19 protein-coding genes and 4 tRNA genes are annotated in these 17217 nt (G+C 64.9%); 11 read left to right on the plus strand and 12 right to left on the minus strand.

Going from position 1 to position 17217, the window contains the following annotated elements; all coding sequences use genetic code 11:
* Positions 1-129: 129 nt before the first annotated feature.
* The 11 genes from Q7T26_08435 to Q7T26_08485 form a co-directional block, all read right to left on the minus strand.
* Entirely contained in the window at positions 130-264 is a 135-nt protein-coding gene (locus Q7T26_08435; protein MDO8532180.1) for a hypothetical protein, read from the minus strand.
* Positions 265-605: 341 nt separating this feature from the next.
* Entirely contained in the window at positions 606-944 is a 339-nt protein-coding gene (locus Q7T26_08440; GenBank protein ID MDO8532181.1) for a type II toxin-antitoxin system PemK/MazF family toxin, read from the minus strand.
* Positions 945-947: 3 nt separating this feature from the next.
* Positions 948-1190, minus strand: a complete 243-nt coding sequence (locus Q7T26_08445; protein ID MDO8532182.1) for a DUF6364 family protein — start codon at positions 1188-1190, stop codon at positions 948-950.
* Positions 1191-1939: 749 nt separating this feature from the next.
* On the minus strand, positions 1940-2626 hold the full coding sequence (locus Q7T26_08450; GenBank protein MDO8532183.1) for a DNA alkylation repair protein: 687 nt from the start codon (positions 2624-2626) through the stop codon (positions 1940-1942).
* Positions 2626-2874 (minus strand): YdeI/OmpD-associated family protein, encoded by a 249-nt coding sequence (locus Q7T26_08455; protein ID MDO8532184.1) that lies wholly within the window; start codon positions 2872-2874, stop codon positions 2626-2628. Before Q7T26_08455 ends, Q7T26_08450 begins: the two co-directional genes overlap by 1 nt.
* A 112-nt stretch (positions 2875-2986) precedes the next feature.
* Positions 2987-3211 (minus strand): type II toxin-antitoxin system HicA family toxin, encoded by a 225-nt coding sequence (locus Q7T26_08460; protein ID MDO8532185.1) that lies wholly within the window; start codon positions 3209-3211, stop codon positions 2987-2989.
* Complete coding sequence (locus tag Q7T26_08465; GenBank protein ID MDO8532186.1) at positions 3204-3425, minus strand: type II toxin-antitoxin system HicB family antitoxin; 222 nt, start codon at positions 3423-3425, stop codon at positions 3204-3206. The genes Q7T26_08460 and Q7T26_08465 overlap by 8 nt, the downstream gene beginning before the upstream one ends.
* A gap of 27 nt (positions 3426-3452) precedes the next feature.
* Positions 3453-3526, minus strand: a tRNA-Gln gene (locus Q7T26_08470).
* Between the two features lie 83 nt (positions 3527-3609).
* Positions 3610-3696, minus strand: a tRNA-Leu gene (locus Q7T26_08475).
* Positions 3697-3706: 10 nt separating this feature from the next.
* A tRNA-Gly gene (locus Q7T26_08480) sits at positions 3707-3781 on the minus strand.
* Between the two features lie 45 nt (positions 3782-3826).
* Positions 3827-3899: transfer RNA gene (locus Q7T26_08485), tRNA-Phe, on the minus strand.
* Positions 3900-4210: 311 nt separating this feature from the next.
* Between Q7T26_08485 and rpsB the strand changes: the two genes are divergently transcribed.
* The 9 genes from rpsB (at position 4211) to ispG (ending at position 12283) form a co-directional block, all read left to right on the plus strand.
* Entirely contained in the window at positions 4211-4963 is a 753-nt protein-coding gene (rpsB, locus tag Q7T26_08490) for a 30S ribosomal protein S2 (GenBank protein MDO8532187.1), read from the plus strand.
* Between the two features lie 134 nt (positions 4964-5097).
* Positions 5098-5607 carry a translation elongation factor Ts gene (tsf, locus tag Q7T26_08495; GenBank protein ID MDO8532188.1) on the plus strand — a complete coding sequence of 170 codons (510 nt, stop codon included), beginning with the start codon at positions 5098-5100 and terminating at the stop codon, positions 5605-5607.
* Between the two features lie 88 nt (positions 5608-5695).
* The gene (pyrH, locus tag Q7T26_08500; GenBank protein ID MDO8532189.1) at positions 5696-6478 is read left to right on the plus strand and encodes a UMP kinase; all 783 of its coding nucleotides are present in this window, start codon (positions 5696-5698) and stop codon (positions 6476-6478) included.
* Complete coding sequence (frr, locus tag Q7T26_08505; protein MDO8532190.1) at positions 6475-7032, plus strand: ribosome recycling factor; 558 nt, start codon at positions 6475-6477, stop codon at positions 7030-7032. Before pyrH ends, frr begins: the two co-directional genes overlap by 4 nt.
* 29 nt (positions 7033-7061) lie before the next feature.
* Positions 7062-7862, plus strand: a complete 801-nt coding sequence (gene uppS / locus Q7T26_08510) for a polyprenyl diphosphate synthase (GenBank protein MDO8532191.1) — start codon at positions 7062-7064, stop codon at positions 7860-7862.
* An 8-nt stretch (positions 7863-7870) separates the two neighbouring features.
* Positions 7871-8665, plus strand: a complete 795-nt coding sequence (locus Q7T26_08515; GenBank protein MDO8532192.1) for a CDP-archaeol synthase — start codon at positions 7871-7873, stop codon at positions 8663-8665.
* A gap of 7 nt (positions 8666-8672) precedes the next feature.
* Positions 8673-9803: a 1-deoxy-D-xylulose-5-phosphate reductoisomerase gene (locus Q7T26_08520; protein ID MDO8532193.1), complete on the plus strand. Its 1131-nt coding sequence runs from the start codon at positions 8673-8675 to the stop codon at positions 9801-9803.
* Positions 9804-9821: 18 nt separating this feature from the next.
* Positions 9822-11168: an RIP metalloprotease RseP gene (rseP, locus tag Q7T26_08525; protein MDO8532194.1), complete on the plus strand. Its 1347-nt coding sequence runs from the start codon at positions 9822-9824 to the stop codon at positions 11166-11168.
* Complete coding sequence (ispG, locus tag Q7T26_08530; protein MDO8532195.1) at positions 11165-12283, plus strand: flavodoxin-dependent (E)-4-hydroxy-3-methylbut-2-enyl-diphosphate synthase; 1119 nt, start codon at positions 11165-11167, stop codon at positions 12281-12283. The genes rseP and ispG overlap by 4 nt, the downstream gene beginning before the upstream one ends.
* Before the next feature lie 224 nt (positions 12284-12507).
* Here ispG and Q7T26_08535 read toward each other — a convergent pair whose 3' ends face one another.
* The gene (locus Q7T26_08535) at positions 12508-14682 is read right to left on the minus strand and encodes an efflux RND transporter periplasmic adaptor subunit (GenBank protein ID MDO8532196.1); all 2175 of its coding nucleotides are present in this window, start codon (positions 14680-14682) and stop codon (positions 12508-12510) included.
* Positions 14683-14919: 237 nt separating this feature from the next.
* Here Q7T26_08535 and Q7T26_08540 point away from each other — a divergent pair, with 237 nt between their 5' ends.
* Both Q7T26_08540 and Q7T26_08545 read left to right on the plus strand, forming a co-directional pair.
* On the plus strand, positions 14920-15510 hold the full coding sequence (locus Q7T26_08540) for a cysteine hydrolase (protein ID MDO8532197.1): 591 nt from the start codon (positions 14920-14922) through the stop codon (positions 15508-15510).
* Positions 15507-16547 (plus strand): LLM class flavin-dependent oxidoreductase, encoded by a 1041-nt coding sequence (locus Q7T26_08545; protein ID MDO8532198.1) that lies wholly within the window; start codon positions 15507-15509, stop codon positions 16545-16547. The genes Q7T26_08540 and Q7T26_08545 overlap by 4 nt, the downstream gene beginning before the upstream one ends.
* Positions 16548-17217 lie beyond the last annotated feature (670 nt).

Raw genomic sequence — 17217 nt, forward strand, 5'->3', positions numbered from 1 at the left:
AAGTAGCCTCTGCATGAGCTATTCGGACACTCTCGTCCAGTATAGCCGTCCGAGTCTTTCGGCAGGGAAATACTGATAGTATTCGGTTCTCCCCAGTTGTGCATGACCCACCTCTAATACTTAAGGTATCTATCTACCCCACTCCGGCAGAACGTCCAGAAACAGCGGCAGCGCACCTTGCGTCCACTCCAGGTTCTCCTGCGCGAACGGAAGACAGCCCTCAATCATCAACTGCCGTTCGGCTTCCGCCATCTCGTCTTGCATCGTCGCACCACGCTCATCCGTTCTGAGGCTATTCTAACCCACGGGACGGCCTAATCTCAAGTGGGCAATACCAAAGTCCTGCTTCGGAAATACGTTCCCTGTCATACCGGCGGAAGCCGGTATCCAGAGAAGCACCGGTGAACGCTGGATTCCGGCCCCGTATCGGGTACGGGGCAAGCTTTTCGCCGGAAAGACGGTAAGTGGACAGGGGCGTTTCCTCGAACAGCTTCCCATGCATGAATGAGTATGTGTACTTCACGGACAGGACACTAGCTTTCACCGCGCGTCCCGCCCGCGCAGCTCGCGCAGCGCGTCGCTCGCCACCCAGCGCGCGGCCTGCGTTACTTCAATCCTAGGCTCTTCTTCAGCGCAAAGTCCACCTGCGTCATGCGTCCCGTGGGCAGCGAGCCGCAGCGTTCCATCAGCCGTTCCTTGTCTATGGTGAGAATAGAGGACAGATTGATGACGCTGTCCTTGGGCAGCCCGCTTTCCTTGGCGGTGACAGGCACCGCGAATGGATAGGGCTTCATCGGCGCGGTGGTCAGGGCGGCTACGATTGTCGAAGGCGAATAGTCGTTGCCGACGTCGTTTTGAACGATGAGCGCGGGGCGTATTCCCGTCTGCTCGCTCCCACGCCCGGGGTCCCAGTCAACCCAGTAGATTTCACCTCGCTTTACCATGAGCTACTTCCACTCCGGCAACACTTCACGCGCCAGCGGCAGCGCGCGCTTCGCAAACTCCTTGTTTTCCTTTGCGAACGCGCGGTAGCCCTCGATCATCTGCTCTCGTTCAAGCTCCGCCAACTCCTTGTCCAGCAGGTTGGCGATAACCTGGCTGCGCGACACCCGTTTCTTTTTAGCGATTTCATTGACTCTCTCAAGGAGAGCATAAGGCAGAGAGATCGTTACTTTCGTCGCCGTGGTCATACCATTTCCCCTTACTGAAACTTATTACCAGTTTATCCTATCCGCGTGTTCTGTTCAAGCAGCGTCCGAGTATCAACGTCTATTCGTCCCGCCCGCGCAGCGCGCGCAGCGCGTCGCTCGCCACCCAGCGCGCGGCCCGCACCCCTCCAAACGTAGGGGCGTATTGCAATACGCCCCTACGGGACCAATCCCCAATCCCTAACCCCTGATCCCTGGCCCCTCCCCCGCCACCCGCCCCTTGCCCCACCCAAGACCACGCGCTACTCTGTCAACAGAACGGATGTCTTGCATAGCCCAATCGGTCTCTAGGGGCAGACCAATGTGCTTGCCCTGTCACGTACCCCCATCATTGTAGGGGCGGACCGACGTGTCCGCCCGCCGGGGCCACCTTGTAGAGGCTGCCCCCTGTCTCCGCCCTGACGCCCGCGAAAAAGGAGTGTGCCCCATGCCCCATCGCAATCCGCGGCCCAGAGGCGCCCCCAGAGGCAACCTCAACGCCTTCAAACACGGCGGGCACTCCCCCAGGTACGTGACCCTGATGCGCGTCCTCCTCCGCATCCCCCTCGTCCGCGAAGTCATCCCCGCTCATCCTGAGCCTGTCGAAGGACGACGCATCCGCGAAGCCCAGCGCGCATACATCAGAAGGTTCATCGGCCCCGGACCGGACATAACAAGAACAAATACCCATAACTCGACCCGTCAGATAGAAGCGCCAGATACAAAAGCCCCCTCGCAAAAAATAGAACAATTCAAATCCCCATCCGCCGCCTCCTTAGCTCGCGCAGCGCGTCGCTCGCCACCCAGCGCGCGGTCCGCGAGTCGAGCCGCCGCACCCGCTCCGCGACGGCGATGGCCCGCGCCCGCAGCGCCGCGTTCCGCTTCCCTATCTGCCGCAGCGCCCAGTTCACCGCCTTCTTCACGTAGTTCCGCTCGTCCGTCGCGCCCGCCACAATCAGCGCGAAGAATGGCTCGAACGTCGCGTCCGGCGCGAGCTCGTCGTGCACCGACAGTGCCGCCATCAGCGCGAACCCTGCGCGCCGCACGAACTCCTCGTCGCGTTGCGCCCACGCCATCGCCTTCCCGTAGGCGAAAGGCGTCCTGTCGAACAGGTTGCTGCACACCTGGTCGCACACGTCCCACGAATCGAATTCGAGCGCCCAGCGCTCCATCTGCGCCGGGGTGACGCGCGCGGGGTCGTCCACGAAGGCGGCGAGGATGCGCGCCTCGTGGACGCCGGAGCGCCAGAGGCGGAGCGCGAGGGTGTGGTCGCGGCCCGCCTCGCGGGCGAGCTTGCGGAGCGATGGGATGGAGACGCCGAGGGTGTTCGCGGGGTTGATGCCGAAGCGCGCCATGCCCGCGACGTTGTCGGCGTTGGCGAAGGAGCGCAGGCGGGCGATGACGTCGGCGTACTGCATGGCGTCTCGCGTGCGGACCATTACAGGGACGGGGCCTGTTTCGCCCGGTACGCCATGTTCATGTAGCGGTCGCCGCGCTCCAGCTCGTCGAGCATCTGGGCGAGCCGCTTCTGGCGCGTCGCCTCCCGCTTGGCACGGACGATCCAGCCGACGTAGTCGTTACGCTGGTAGGGTGGCCGCTGCTCGTACGCATCAGTCAGGCCGCGCTCGGCGAGCGCCCGGCGAACGAAGTCGGGCATCTCGTGGCGGGGGCGCCGGTGCTGCTGCATCGTGTCCTCCGCGACTGCGCGAGCGTCTGCCGCGCGGAGTGTGGTGTGGCTGCCCGGCCAGGGTTCGAACCAGGGTCAACGGGTCTAAAGCCCGCTAGCGTTTCCGCTGGTCCTACCGTATCCGCTCGAACTCCTCGGCGGTGATACCCGCGTCGTCCAATATCTTGCGGAAGAGGCCTCTACCCAAGTCCCGGCCCTGGTGTATTGGTACAACGGTTGTGCGGCCGTCGGGATGCCGGAAGAAGCCATGACTGCCCGTCTGCCGAACCTTGGAAAACCCGAGTCGCTCCAAGACGCGGATAACCTCTCCCGGATTCGCGGTGTGCAGCCTAGGCAACTACGCGGACCTTCTCTATCCCCACCTCAACGGGTATCGGCTCTCCAAGGTCTCGGAGCGCGTCAATGTACAATCGGATCGCGTCCCGCACATTCTCCAGGGCTTTCTTGTACGTCTCGCCCTGGGTATGGCATCCGGGGAGGGCGGGCACGGAAACGACGAACACCCCATCCTCGTCCCGCTCCACCACGACCGTGAACTTGTAGTCCGCCACGTCAGTCACCTCCCGTGTGTTTTGGAATGGCTGCCCGGCCAGGGTTCGAACCTGGGTCAAGGGATTCAAAGTCCCCTGTGCTACCGCTACACTACCGGGCAACGCCGCCGGAGGGATGACAAAGCCCGGCGCTACATCACAGGGCTGCGTGCAGTGCCGGGCCCCTTCTCACGCCGTTCTCGATTGGTGCCGAAGGTCGGGATCGAACCGACATGGGAATTACCCCAAGGGTTTTTGAGACCCTCGCGTCTGCCAATTCCGCCACTTCGGCATGAAGGAAATGGAGCGGAAGACGGGACTCGAACCCGCGACCTCCTCCTTGGCAAGGAGGCGTTCTACCACTGAACTACTTCCGCTTATTACGCGCCACTCACTCCGCACCCCCGCCAAGGGCGCTAGAGTGCCGAGGGCCAGAATCGAACTGGCGACACCGCGATTTTCAGTCGCGTGCTCTACCAACTGAGCTACCTCGGCGCCAGTTTCTCATCTTATCCAACCGCCGAGAAGCTGTCAAGGTACGGACGAATCCTCGCGGCCTTGCGCACCGCGTGACTTCGCTCGTCCCAGCGTGGGCGCTTTCAGGTAGAGTTGCCGCCCCGCGGCGGACTATGCTATACTTCTAAATCGGCTTGCCCAACGTATCCGACGTATCCGGCGCGGTAACACCGACGCTGAAGGTAGGTAGCATGGAGCAAACGCAAATACAAACACTGACGCCACCGCCTCCGCCACCCCCGAGTCAACCCGTGCTTCGACCGCCCCAGAGTTCCTTTGAAGGCGTTTCTATGAAGCAGCTTTTGGAGGCGGGCGTTCACTTTGGACATCAGACGCGCCGGTGGAACCCGCGGATGAAGCGCTACATCTTCACCCAGCGGAACGGCATCCACATCATTGACCTTCAACAGACCCTCTCTATGCTCACCCGGGCGTACAACTACATGCGGGACATTGTGGCCTCCGGCCAGAACGTCCTCTTCCTCGGGACCAAGAAGCAGGCGCAGGAGACCATTGAGACCGAGGCCAAGCGGTGCGGCATGTATTTCGCCAACCAGCGCTGGCTGGGCGGCACGCTCACCAACTTCCAGACCATCCAGACCCGAATTGACCACCTGGTCCGCCTGGAGGAGCGCAAGATCAAGGGCGAACTGGCGGTGCTGCCGAAGAAAGAGGTCCTGGGCATCGAGGAAGAGATCGCGAAGATGAACCGGTACCTGGGCGGCTTCAAGAACATGACCAAGCTGCCCGGCGCCATCTTCATCGTGGACCCCGGCAAGGAGAAAAACGCCGTCGCCGAGGCCCGGCGCGTGGGCATCCCCATCATCGGCCTGGTGGACACCGACTGCGATCCAGACGTCATTGACCAGATCATCCCCGGCAACGACGACGCCATCCGGTCCATCAAGCTGATCACCAGCAGGATGGCGGACGCTGTCCTGGAGGGCATCGCCACGCGCCAGCCGGAGGACGAAGGGGGCGAGGCCCCCACGCAGGCAGCCGGCGCTTCCGCTTCCCAGGCTCAGGCCGAGGCCAAGACCTAGCCTGCTCCCCGCGCCCCGGTGAACGCCTTCCGCGGACATGTACGAGGTGATGGCTGCCGGAAGGCGGGACTGTGTGAGGCCCCCGCCGGACAGGCGCCACCGGCCCTGTCAGGACAGCCATAGGAGGATTCCCGTTGAACGTAACCACGGACGCCATCAAGACGCTCCGGGAAGAGACCGGCGCGGGTATCATGGACTGCAAGAAAGCTCTGGTGGACGCGGGCGGAGACGTCAACAAAGCGCGCGAGGCGCTGCGCCTGAAGGGCCTCGCCACCGCGGCCAAGAAGGCCGAACGGGAGACGCGGCAGGGCCTGGTGGAAGCGTACGTGCACGGCGGCGGGCGCATCGGCGTGCTAGTTGAACTCAACTGCGAGACCGACTTCGTGGCCCGGACCGACGAGTTCAAGGGCCTTGTCCACGACCTCGCCATGCAGGTGGCGGCCATGAACCCACGTTATATCAGCCCCACCGATGTCCCTCCTGACGACGCGGAGAGCGTCAACCCTGCCGAAGTCTGCCTGCTCGCCCAGCCCTTCATCCGCGACAGCTCCCGGACAGTCCAGGATCTTGTGACGGACGTGATCGCCAAGGTGGGCGAGAACATCCGCGTGCGCCGGTTCGCCCGCTATCAGCTCGGCGAATAGCCGTCCGCGGCTGGACGGCCTTGGCCCTGACACCACTCTACGTCCTGCGCCGAGATAGCGACGCAACAGGACGACCAAGGGGGGCCGCTTGACACCATCCCCGCAGCCCACATACAAGCGGGCACTCCTGAAGCTCAGCGGCGAAGCCCTGGCCGGTGAGCAAGCAGCGGGTATTGACATCGAAGTAGCCGAGCACATCGCCCGGCAGATCCAGCAGGCCGTCAGCCTGGGCGTGGAGATAGCCGTGGTGGTGGGCGGCGGCAACATCTGGCGGGGCGCCCGCGCCGAGGCGCATGGAATGGACCGGGCGACGGCGGACTACGCAGGCATGCTGGCGACCGTCATCAACGCCATGGTGCTGCAGGACGCCCTCGAGCACCTGGGCGTCGTCACCCGAACTCAGAGCGCCATAACCATTCAAGCCGTAGCGGAGCCGTACATCCGCCGCAGGGCCATCCGCCACTTGGAGAAGGGGCGCGTGGTCATCTTCGCGGCGGGCACCGGCAACCCGTACATGACGACCGACACGGCAGCGGCGCTGCGCGCCGTTGAGATTGGGGCGGACGTCCTTCTCATGGCCAAGAACCGCGTGGACGGAGTCTACGACGCGGACCCCAAGCTCAACCCCAAGGCGCGGAAGTTCGACCGGCTCACGTTCATGGAGGCCATCAATCGCCGCCTGCAGGTCATGGACAGCACCGCCCTCTCCCTTTGCATGGAGAACCGCCTGCCCATCATCGTATTCGACCTGTCGGCGCCCAACGCGCTGCAACGGGTGCTGATGGGTGAGACCATCGGCACCTATCTTTACGACGATGCCCCGGCCACCGGGTCGCCCGCGCCGAGGCGCTCCGCGGGAGGTCAGACATGATACCGGAAACACTGGCGGACGCCGACCTGAAGATGGGGAAATGCGTGGAGGCCCTTAAGCGCGACCTTGGGGGCGTGCGCACGGGCCGGGCCACGCCCGCGCTTGTGGAGCACCTGGTCGTGGACTACTACGACACGCCCACTCCGCTCAAGCAGCTCGCCAGCATCTCTATCCCGGAGTCCCGGCTCATCGTCATACAACCGTGGGACCGCACCGCCATGCAGGCGATTGAGAAGGCCATCCTGAAGTCGGACGTGGGCATGACCCCATCCAACGACGGGCAGGTTATCCGGCTCTCGGTGCCGCCTCTCACGGAGGAGCGGCGCAAAGAGATGGTCAAGCTGATGCACAAACGCGTCGAGGAAGCCCGCAACGGCGTCCGCAACGTGCGGACCCATGCGCTGGATGCGCTGCGCAAAATGGAGTCGCAGAAGCAATTCTCCCAGGACGACCTGAAACGGGCCTCCGATCAAGTCCAGAAGCTCCATGACAGACACATCCTCATAATGGAAGACCTCCGCCAGACGAAAGAGGCAGAGGTCATGCACGTGTAACGGGCCGCGACTCGAACGGAAGGCAAAGCATGCACTCCCGTCGTGAAGCAACTGGCCTTGAGGGCCTTTCCCAGGCATCCCCGGATGCGCCATTCGCGCATCTGCCCCGGCATGTGGCCGTCATCATGGACGGCAACGGGCGCTGGGCCCGGCGGCGCGGCCTGCCCCGCATCGCGGGCCACAGGGCGGGGGTGAGCAACATCCGCCGGGCGATCGAGGCCTTCGTCCGCTTCCGGATTCCCACGTTGACCCTGTACGCCTTCTCCACGGAGAACTGGAGCCGTCCCGACGAGGAGGTGCAGGGCCTCCTGGGCATCCTCCAGGATGTGGTGCACCAGGAGATTCAGGAGATGCACCGGCAGGGCGTCCATCTGCTTCACCTGGGCCGCCTGGACCGTCTTCACCCCAGCGTCCAGCGCGAGATCCGCGACGGCGTGGAGATGACCAGGAACAACACCCGCATCACCGTCTGCTTCGCCTTCGACTACGGGGGCCGCGCCGAGATTCTCGAGGCGGTGCGCCGCATCGTGGAGGACGGCGTCCCCGCGAAGGCCATTGACGAGGACATGCTCGGCCGCTACCTCTACACAGCGGGCCTGCCCGACCCGGACCTGGTCGTCCGCACGGGCGGCGAGATGCGCCTGTCCAACTTCCTGCTCTGGCAGACCGCCTACGCGGAGTATTACAGTACGCCCACCTTCTGGCCCGACTTCGACGAGGCGGAGCTGGAAAAGGCGCTGCGCGCCTACAGCCAGCGGGAGCGGCGCTTCGGCAGCGTGGGCGTGGGCAACGGGAAGGCGGCCCGGCTATCGCAGGAGCCGGGGCGCTAAGCCAGGCCATGCGCCTGCGTCTCATCAGCGCCGCTGTCGGCATCCCGCTCCTTGTAGCGGCCATCTGGCTGGGCAACCCCTGGTTCGGCGTCCTCCTGACCGCTGTCGCGCTGGCCGCCGGCCTGGAGTTCCTCAACCTGGCGCCCAGGGCGGAGGCGCGTCCACTTCGGCTTCTGGGGCTGCTCTTCATACTCCTCTTCACCCTCAACGGGTTTGCCTTCACCGGTGCGGACTACGCCGTCCCCCTTCTATCGGGCGCGGTCGTCCTCTCCCTGCTCCTGCTTCTAGCGCGCGGCAACACGGAAGGCGCGGCGCTCGGCTGGGCCTGGACGCTGGCGGGCATCCTGTACGTCGGCTGGACGCTGGGGCACGCGGCCCGACTGGAGGTGAGGCCGGACGGCCCGCGGTGGCTCCTGTTCGTGCTGTTCGCTACCTTCGCGGTGGACACGGCGGCGTTTGTCGTGGGCCGTGCCATCGGACGGAGGCGGCTCGCGCCCTCCATCAGCCCCGGCAAGACGTGGGAAGGCGCAATCGCCGGTCTGCTGGCCGGGCTGGTGGCCGCGCCTGTACTGGGATCCCTCCTCGGCCTGCCGTTGTCGCTGGTGGAGAGCGCGGCGCTCGGCGTAGCCATAAGCATCGCGGCCCAGCTCGGCGACCTTGCGGAGTCCCTGCTGAAGCGGAGCGCAAGAGTCAAGGACGCGGGCGGGCTTATACCGGGGCACGGGGGCGTGCTGGACAGATACGACAGTATTGTAATCCCCCTTCTGCTCGTTTATTATTATGTGATACTGTCGAAAGGATAGACGCCATATGCGGGGCCTTGTCATCCTGGGCTCCACGGGGTCCATAGGCCGCCAGACCCTGGACATCGTGCGACGCTTTCCCGACCGCCTCCGCGTCATTGGCCTGGCGGCGGGTTCCAACCTGGATGTCCTGCGCCAGCAGATTGAAGAGTTCAAGCCCGAGCTGGGCTTTTTCCTGGGCAACGAGCGGCCCGTCGCGGTCTCCAGCAACACCTACCGTTTCGTCTCCATGGAGGAGATGGTGGCCCACCCCGCCGTGGATATGGTGATGGTGGGCACCGTGGGCAGGGTGGGCCTGGCGCCGACCCTCGCCGCCCTCCGGACGGGCAAGACCGTGGCGTTGGCTAACAAAGAAGTCGTGGTCATGGCCGGAGAGCTGCTCATGGCTGAGGCGCAGCGCTACCGGACGACGGTCCTGCCGGTGGACAGCGAGCCTAACGCTATATGGCAATGCCTGCGCGGCGAGAACGCGGAGGATATATCCCGCGTCATCCTGACGGCATCCGGCGGCCCCTTCCGCTACCGGGCGCCGGAGGAGTTGCAGAAGGTCACGCAACAGGAAGCGCTGAACCATCCCACCTGGCGCATGGGTAAGAAAATCACCATTGACTCGGCCACGCTGATGAACAAGGGCTTTGAGGTGATCGAGGCCCACTACCTGTTCAGCCTGCCGTACAAGCAGATCGAGGTAGTCATCCACCCGGAGAGCATGGTCCACTCCATGGTGGAGTTCAGCGACGGTTCAGTGAAGGCGGTCATCTGTCCGCCCGACATGCGCATGCCCATACAGTACGCCCTGGCCTATCCCCACAGGTGGGCGAACCCGGACATCCCCCGGCTGGACCCGGTGTCCGTGGGGCGCTTGAGTTTTGAGCCGCTGGACCCGTCGCGTTTTCCTTGCTTCCAGGTGGCTCTGGAGGCCGGAAAAGCGGGTGGCACGTATCCCGCAGTGCTCTCCGCCGCCGACGAAGTGGCGGTGGAGATGTTCCTGTTTCAGCAGATAGCCTTTCTGGACATCGTCAAGCTGGTCAAGGCGGCGCTGGATGCGCACCGTCCGGTGCGCCAGCCATCGCTGGACGACATTTTGGCTGCGGACGCCTGGGCGCGGGAGTTCACCGCGAACCAGGTGCCCACGTAGAACGAGAAGAAGCTGCATATGCCGTATATTGACACCGCGCTCAGCATCCTGACCTTCCTCGGCGTCCTCATTGTCCTGGTCCTGATACACGAGGTGGGCCACTACGTCACCGCCCGCCTCGCGGGCGTCCAGGTTGTGGAGTTCGGCTTCGGCTATCCGCCCCGGCTCTTCGCCATCAAGCGCGGGGGCACGGAGTACTCGTTCAACATCCTGCCTCTGGGCGGATTCGTGAAGCTGGTCGGAGAGGAGGACCCCACGCATCCGCGCAGCCTGGCACGGCAGCCCGCATGGGTACGCGCCATCATTCTGGCCGCGGGCGCGGTGATGAACGCACTACTGCCCGTCCTTCTGTTCACCATTACCGCCATGGTCCCCCAGTCCAGCATATCGGGGGACGTGCGCATCTTGGCCGTGGCGCCCAATTCGCCCGCCGAGCGGGCGGGCCTGCGCCCGGGGGACGTGGTCCAGAAGATAGCCGGTGAGACCATCAACCGCTCCGCCGAGCTTTCGTACCTCATTCAGATCAACCTGGGCAATCCTCTGCAGTTCGTGGTGCGCCGGGACGGCGAGGCAAAGACCTTGAGCGGCATAGTGCCGCGCTTCAACCCGCCGCAGGGCCAGGGCGCGACGGGCATCATCATCCGCACCGGCGACCTGACGGTGCAGGATGTGGCCGCGGGATCCCCGGCCGCGGCGGTCGGCCTGCGCCCGGGGGACTCCATCATCCAGGTGAACGGGGAGCCCCTCACGACGGCGCGCGCCCCGCTCGCGGCATTGGCGCAGGAGACGCATGGAGACACGTCGCGCGGGCTGGATTTCCTGGTAGAACGGAACGGCAAGTTTCAGACGGTCGGGGGCACGCTGGACAAGGTCCCGGCGGCGCCAGGGCTGGCGGGCATTGGCCTCACCATGCGCGAGGCGAATGTGCGGAGCGTCGTCCTGTCCAAGCCCTTCTTGGAGGCGGTTCCCTACGGCGTGCAGCGCAGCGTGGAGACCCTGGTCTTAGCCAAGAACACCATCGTCACATGGGTTTCCGGCACCACCGCTCCGCAGTTCGCGGGCCCCGTCGGCATCGCCCAGATGACCGGCGAAGTGGCGAGCCTCGGCGGAATCTTAGCGCTGATGGAGTTGGCGGCCCTCCTGAGCATGAACATGGCCTTCTTCAACATTCTGCCCATCCCCATGCTGGACGGCGGGCGGCTCCTCTTCGTCGTCATTGAGGTGGTCAGAGGGGGCAAGCGCATCTCCCCGCAGCGCGAGGGCTTTGTGCACATGGTGGGATTCGCGGTCTTGATTGCGATGATTGTCGTGGTCACGTACTTCGACATCGCGCGCCTGGTCAGGGGGGAGAGCCTGCTGCGATGAGCGCGCGCCGTCTGTCGAAAAAGATATACATCGGGAACGTGGACGTCGGCGGCGACGCGCCCGTCCGCGTGCAGTCCATGACCAAGACCCTCACCTCTGACGTGGAGGCCACGGTCCGAGAGATTGCGGGCCTGGAGGACGCAGGCTGCGAGATTATCCGCTGCGCCGTGCCCGACATGGCGGCGGCGCAAGCCATCCCTGAAATAAAGAAGCGCATCCACATTCCGCTGGTCGCCGACATCCACTTTCACCATCACCTGGCCATCGAGTCGCTCAAGGGCGGCGTGGACGGCCTGCGCCTCAACCCGGGCAACATCCGCGACCCGGAGAAAGTGCGCGAGGTGGTCAAGCTGGCCAAGGAGCGGCGGGTGCCCATCCGCGTGGGCGTGAACTTCGGGAGCCTGCCTCCCGTGGGGCTGATCGGTCAGAAGACGGGGACCTCACGTCTGACGGACGGGGTGAACAAGCTCGCCAAGGCGGGCGGCCCCGCCGGTGCGCCGACCGTGGTGGACCACATGGTCCAGACGGCGCTGTGGGAGATTGGCCTGCTGGAAGAGCAGGACTTTGACCTCATCAAGATTTCCATGAAGGCGTTCGACGTGCCCACCACCGTGGAGGCGTACCAGCGCATCGCGGAGCTTGTCCCGTACCCGCTGCACCTGGGCATCACCGAGTCCGGCACGGTCAAGTCCGGCACGGTCCGCAGCGCGGTGGGCCTGGGGCTGCTTCTGTGGGAAGGCCTCGGCGACACCATCCGCGTCTCGCTCGCGGGTGACTCGCGCGACGAGGTGTACGTCGGCTACGAAATCCTGAAGTCGCTCAACCTGCGGGAGAAAGGCCCCGTGCTGGTGGCGTGCCCCTCCTGCGGCCGGGCCGACGTGGATATCCGCAAGCTCGCGGACCAGGTGGACGAGCTGGTGAACAAGATGGGCAAGAAGGTGAAGGTAGCCGTCATGGGGTGCGAGGTGAACGGCCCCGGCGAGGCCAAGGACGCGGACGTGGGCCTGGCGGCCGGACGAGGGCGCGCCGTCATCTTCCGCAAGGGCGTGAAGGTGCGCGTGGTGGATGAGAAGGACATGCTCGCCGCGCTGATGGAGGAAGTGGAGAAGGTGTAGGGCAAGTTCCACGTGCCCAAGTATCCAATTGTCCGAGCCGAGGATGTAATCAGGGTCCTGCAACGGGACGGTTGGCGACTAGTCCGTTCACTCTGAAAGGCGGACGGTAGATGCGGCGCGCGGTTGTTGGACAGGCTCTAAGGGTGGCACGCACGCGACTGAGGGAATCGCTCCCCACCCCGTGTTCATTGGCGCCCGTATGGAGAACGCTCCGCTCGGCTTGCTTAGCGTCCCGGCGGGCGCAGGCCGCCGCCAAAGCCGCCGCCGACTCCGAACGTGGGGGTGGTCTGTGGTGCGGTCCCCTTCGCCGAGCTGTCAGCCACCACCATGTCCCCCTCCTGCAGGCCGCTGGTGACCTCTATGTTCTGGCTGTCCGTGACCCCCGTCGTCACCGTCCGGTCCTCGACGGCGCCGTTCACCAACACACGGACGACGCGGGTCTGACCCGACTGCCGCACGGCCTTAACGGGCACGGTCAGTATGTTGTCCCGCTGGTCCACCGTTATGCTCGCGAGAACGGTGAACCCCGGATGGAGAAGATCAAGGACGTTGATCGGCTGTCCGTTGGAACCGGCGGGGCGGCCCGTACCGCCTGCCCGCGGCGTGCCTGACGCGGTGGTGCCCGCGCGGGGTGTGCCTGATGCAGTAGCGCCCGCGCGAGGTGTCGCGGAGGGAGAAGCGCTCGCGCCTGACTGAGACCCAATCGCGGATGGCTGCTGGGGCAGAATATCCAGGTACACGTCGTATGAGACAATGCCGCTCGTGGACGTGCCAAGGTAGGAGATAAGCCCGACGCGAGCGGAAACCGGAATACCCGGGAGCGCCTCCATGGTGAGGCTCGCCAATTGTCCGGTGCGCACCTTGGCGACGTCCACCTCGTCCACGGTGGCGACAACCTGAAGCTTCCCCACCTCGCTCATCTGGATAACGACCGCCGACGCGCTCACGCCCATGCCCTGCTGGACGTTGACCGCTGTGACGACTCCATCGAACGGCGCAAGGATCTTGGACCCGTCCATTTGCTTCTGCGTACTGTTCACCTGGGCCTGCGCCTGTGCGACCGTGGCCTGCGCCTGCACGATGTCGTTAGGGGTATACGGATTCTGGCGCAAGGATAGCGCCTGCTGAGCCTGAGCGATTGCCTCCTGCTGGAGCTGCACGTCGGTGTTCAGAGGCGCATTAAGGGCGGCCAGGGTCTGCTCCGCCGACGCCACGGTCGCCTGCGCGGCGGCGATGTCCGCGGGATTGGGGTTCTTCAGGATGTCCAGTTTGGCTTTCGCGGAATCCAGCGCTGCCTGCGCGATGCCAACGCTCGCCTGGGCAATGGAAATGTCGCCCGCGTTTGGATGCAAGAGCTGGTCGAGCTTCGTTTTGGCGGTGTCATAGGACGCCTGGGCCGCCGCCGTGCTCGCGTTGGCGGAATCTATGTCGTCCTTTAACGGCTGCCGCAGTTGATCGAGTTTGAGCTGCGCCACAGCAAGGCTCGTCTGGGCGCTGACCGCGTCGTTCTGTGCGTTCGCCGTTTCTGTATAGGAGGGGAAATGCCCGAGACTGTTGATAAGGTTGTTCAGCCCGGCCTGTTTCGCGTTGACAGTCGCCTGCGCGCTTTGGACCGCCGCGTTGGCGGCGCTCAGGTCGGCCTGTGACGGGTTCGTCAGCTTGTTCAGTTGAGCTCGCGCGGTCGCAACGCTGTTGGCGGCGCTCGCCACCGACGCCTGCGCGGCGGCGACGTCGCCAGCCGAGGGATGAAGCAATTGGTCCAGCCTCGTCTTGGCGGTGTCCACGTTGTGCTGGGCCGTATCAATGGCGCTCTGAGCGGCTGCAATGTCCGTGGCCGTTGGGCGCAGGAGCTGGTCCAGCTTCGCCTTGTTGGCGTTCAGTTGCGCCTTCGCCGCCGCAATCTGCTCGGGCCGGGCGCTGGTACTCAGCGCGCCCAGCCGTATTTTGGCGGAACGAACCGCGGACTCCGCCGTCGCGATATCCTCGGGCCGGGAGCCCGCGCGCAGGGCGTCGAGCTTCGCCTGGGCGCTGGACAGGGATGCCTGTTGCTGCTGCAATTGGGTCTGCAACGTATCGGAGCTCAGCTCCGCCAGGGTGTTCCCCTTCTTGACCAGGCTGCCGACGTCCACGTTCAGCTTGGAGACCGTTCCCGAAACGCTCCCCGAGACGCCGCCCGTCACGTCGAAGGAAAGCTTGGCCTGGGACTGGTTCGGCACGGTGATGCTGCCGCTCGTGTTGACCGCGACCTTGATGGCGCCGCGCGTGACTGGCACGGTGTTGACGGCGGCGGCGGGCGCGGCGCTCGGGCCGGCGATTTGCGCCCTGACGAAGTAGCCTCCCACACCGAGGGCAGCCACGATCACGACGATGATTGCGACAGTCTTAAGCGGACGGGACATGTGTTTAAGTCCTCTTCTTACAAGTAGTCGGCACGCGTGAAAGCCAGTGCCTGTCCTGAAATCGCCAGCTCTTTAATGGTATCACCTCTAGAACGCTGCCGGATAACAAAAGTTAGCATCAGGCGCCGCGCCTCTTCGTCCCTGTCCCTTACCCGATAACCAGGATGCGCCCCATGACAGGGCGCGGCCCATCTGCTATAGTGCGGCGGAGACACAACGCCACTTCAGGAGGTGCGTATGCCCGGGCCACTCGTCATCAACAAGGCGAAGACAGCCGTCCTCTGCATGGACTATCAGAACGACATCGTCCGCGGCTATCCCAGCGCACAGGAAACCGGCATGCTCAAGAAGGCCAACGCCGTGCTGGAGGCCGCCCGCAAGGCGGGCATCCCCGTCATCTACGTCGTCGTCCGCTTCCGCGACGGCTACCCAGAGGTCAGCCCCCGCAACAGCAGCTTCAGCGGCATTAAGAAGGCGGGCATTCTGCGGGAGGGCACCCCCGGCGGCGACGTCCACGCGGACGTCGCGCCCAAGCCCGGCGATATCATCGTCACGAAGCGGCGGGTGGGCGCCTTCTCCACGACGGACATGAACGCGGTGCTCAGCGGCCGCGGCGCCGAGACCATCGTCCTCCTGGGCATCGCCACCAGCGGCGTCGTGCTGTCCACCGTGCGACACGCCGCCGACGCCGACTACGACATCGTCGTCCTGTCGGACTGCTGCGCGGACCGCGACCCGGAGGTCCACCGCGTTCTGCTGGAGAAGGTCTTCCCCCGGCAGGCGACGGTCACCACGTCCGAGGAGTTCATCAAGGCGGTGCGCTCATGACGACACGCTTCGGGTTCCTGTTCATGCCCGCGCCTCCGCAGGAGTACGTCTCCTGGATCAAGGAGGCGGACGCCATTGGCGCCGAGAAGATCGGCATCGGCGACTCGCAGTCGCTGTACCGCGACGTGTACGTGGCGCTGACCCTGGCCGCGGTCAACTCGAAGCGCATCCAGATCGGCCCGCGCGTCACGAACCCCATCACGCGGCATCCGGCGGTCAGCGCGAGCGCCATCGCCAGCATTGACGAGCTGTCGGACGGGCGCGCCTTCTTCGGCATCGGCACGGGGCACAGCGCGCCGCTGAACATCGGCATGAAGCCCGCGAAGCTGGCCGACCTGCGCGAGTACGTGGGGTGCATGCGCACGCTGTTCCAGAAGGGGGAGGCCCCGTACCAGGGCCGCACCGTGCGCCTGACGTGGCCCAAGCGCTACGTGCCCATCTACGTGGCCGGCTCAGGGCCGAAGGCGCTGCGCCTGGCGGGGGAGATCGGCGACGGCGTCATCATCGGCTGCGGCATCAGCCGTTCCGTGGCGCAGGAGGCGCTCTCCATCGTGGCGGAGGGCGCGCGGGCGAGCGGGCGCGAGCTGAAGGACCTGGACGTCTGGTTCTATATCCCGTCGGCGTTCGCGGAGGACACCGCGACGGCGCAGCTTGAGGTGCGCGGCTCGGTGGTGTCCGGTTCGCACGCCTTCTTCTACGGCGGCATCGAGGGCAGGGGCGTGCCGAAGCACCTGGAGGACAAGGTGCGGCAGCTCGTGGAGAGCTATCGCGTGGACCAGCACATCCGCCCGAACGAGTCGCAGGACAACTATGACCTGATTGACAAGCTCGGCCTGCGGGAGTACCTGGTGGACCGCTTCGCCATCGCGGGAGGGCCGAAGGACGCGGCGCAGCGCATCCGCGACCTGGCGAGCTGGGGCGTGACGAACATCTGGATGAGCCTGCACGCGCCGGACAAGGTGCGGACGGTGCGCGTGTTCGGGCAGAAGGTGCTGCCGCTGCTCGGCGACCAGGTCAGGGTGGCGCCGAAGGCGTAGGGGGAAGGCTTACCTCACCCCCTCGGTCCCCCTCTCCGTGCTACGGAGAGGGGGAGGGTAGGTGAAGGGGGACACCCCCTTTGACCCCCGGCGGGCTGCGCCCCTGCACCCGCGGGCAGAGAGGGAGAGGACGGCAGATAGGGATTTGAATTGTTTTATTTTTTGCGCGGGGGCTTTTGTATCTGGCGCTGCTATCTGGCGGGCCGAGTTACGAGTATTTGTTCCTGTTATGTCCGGTAGTGTCCCGTGAGCTTTTGGATACAGACGCGCTGGGCTTCGCGAAGGCGGCGTCGAGCGGTGAGGCATAGGGGAGCCTCCTTTCCATCGTCGGTCATGCGAGACGCTACCAACGTTCTGATGACAGCGTAGCGCGCGGTTTTAGGGTGGGGCAAGGGGCGGGTGACGGGGGTTGGGGTTTGGGGGTTGGGGATTGGCCCTGTAGGGGCGCTCCGGCAGGCCGGAGTGCGCCCCCCGTAATGCGGTGTGCGATTTGACAGGCGACGCATGGCCCGTGTCTACCACGGCGTGAAAGGGGGCTGGCACTCCAAAAGAGGATGATGTATAGTCTGGATGATTGGATTCGTACGACAAGATACGGCGGTCCAGAGGGGCTAGAGGCGACGCCAAACTGCGTGGCGCACGGAAAAGCGTGCAAAAGGATTTGGTTTGG

The organism is Dehalococcoidia bacterium (assembly GCA_030648205.1).
Lineage (GTDB): Bacteria > Chloroflexota > Dehalococcoidia > JAUSIH01 > JAUSIH01 > JAUSIH01.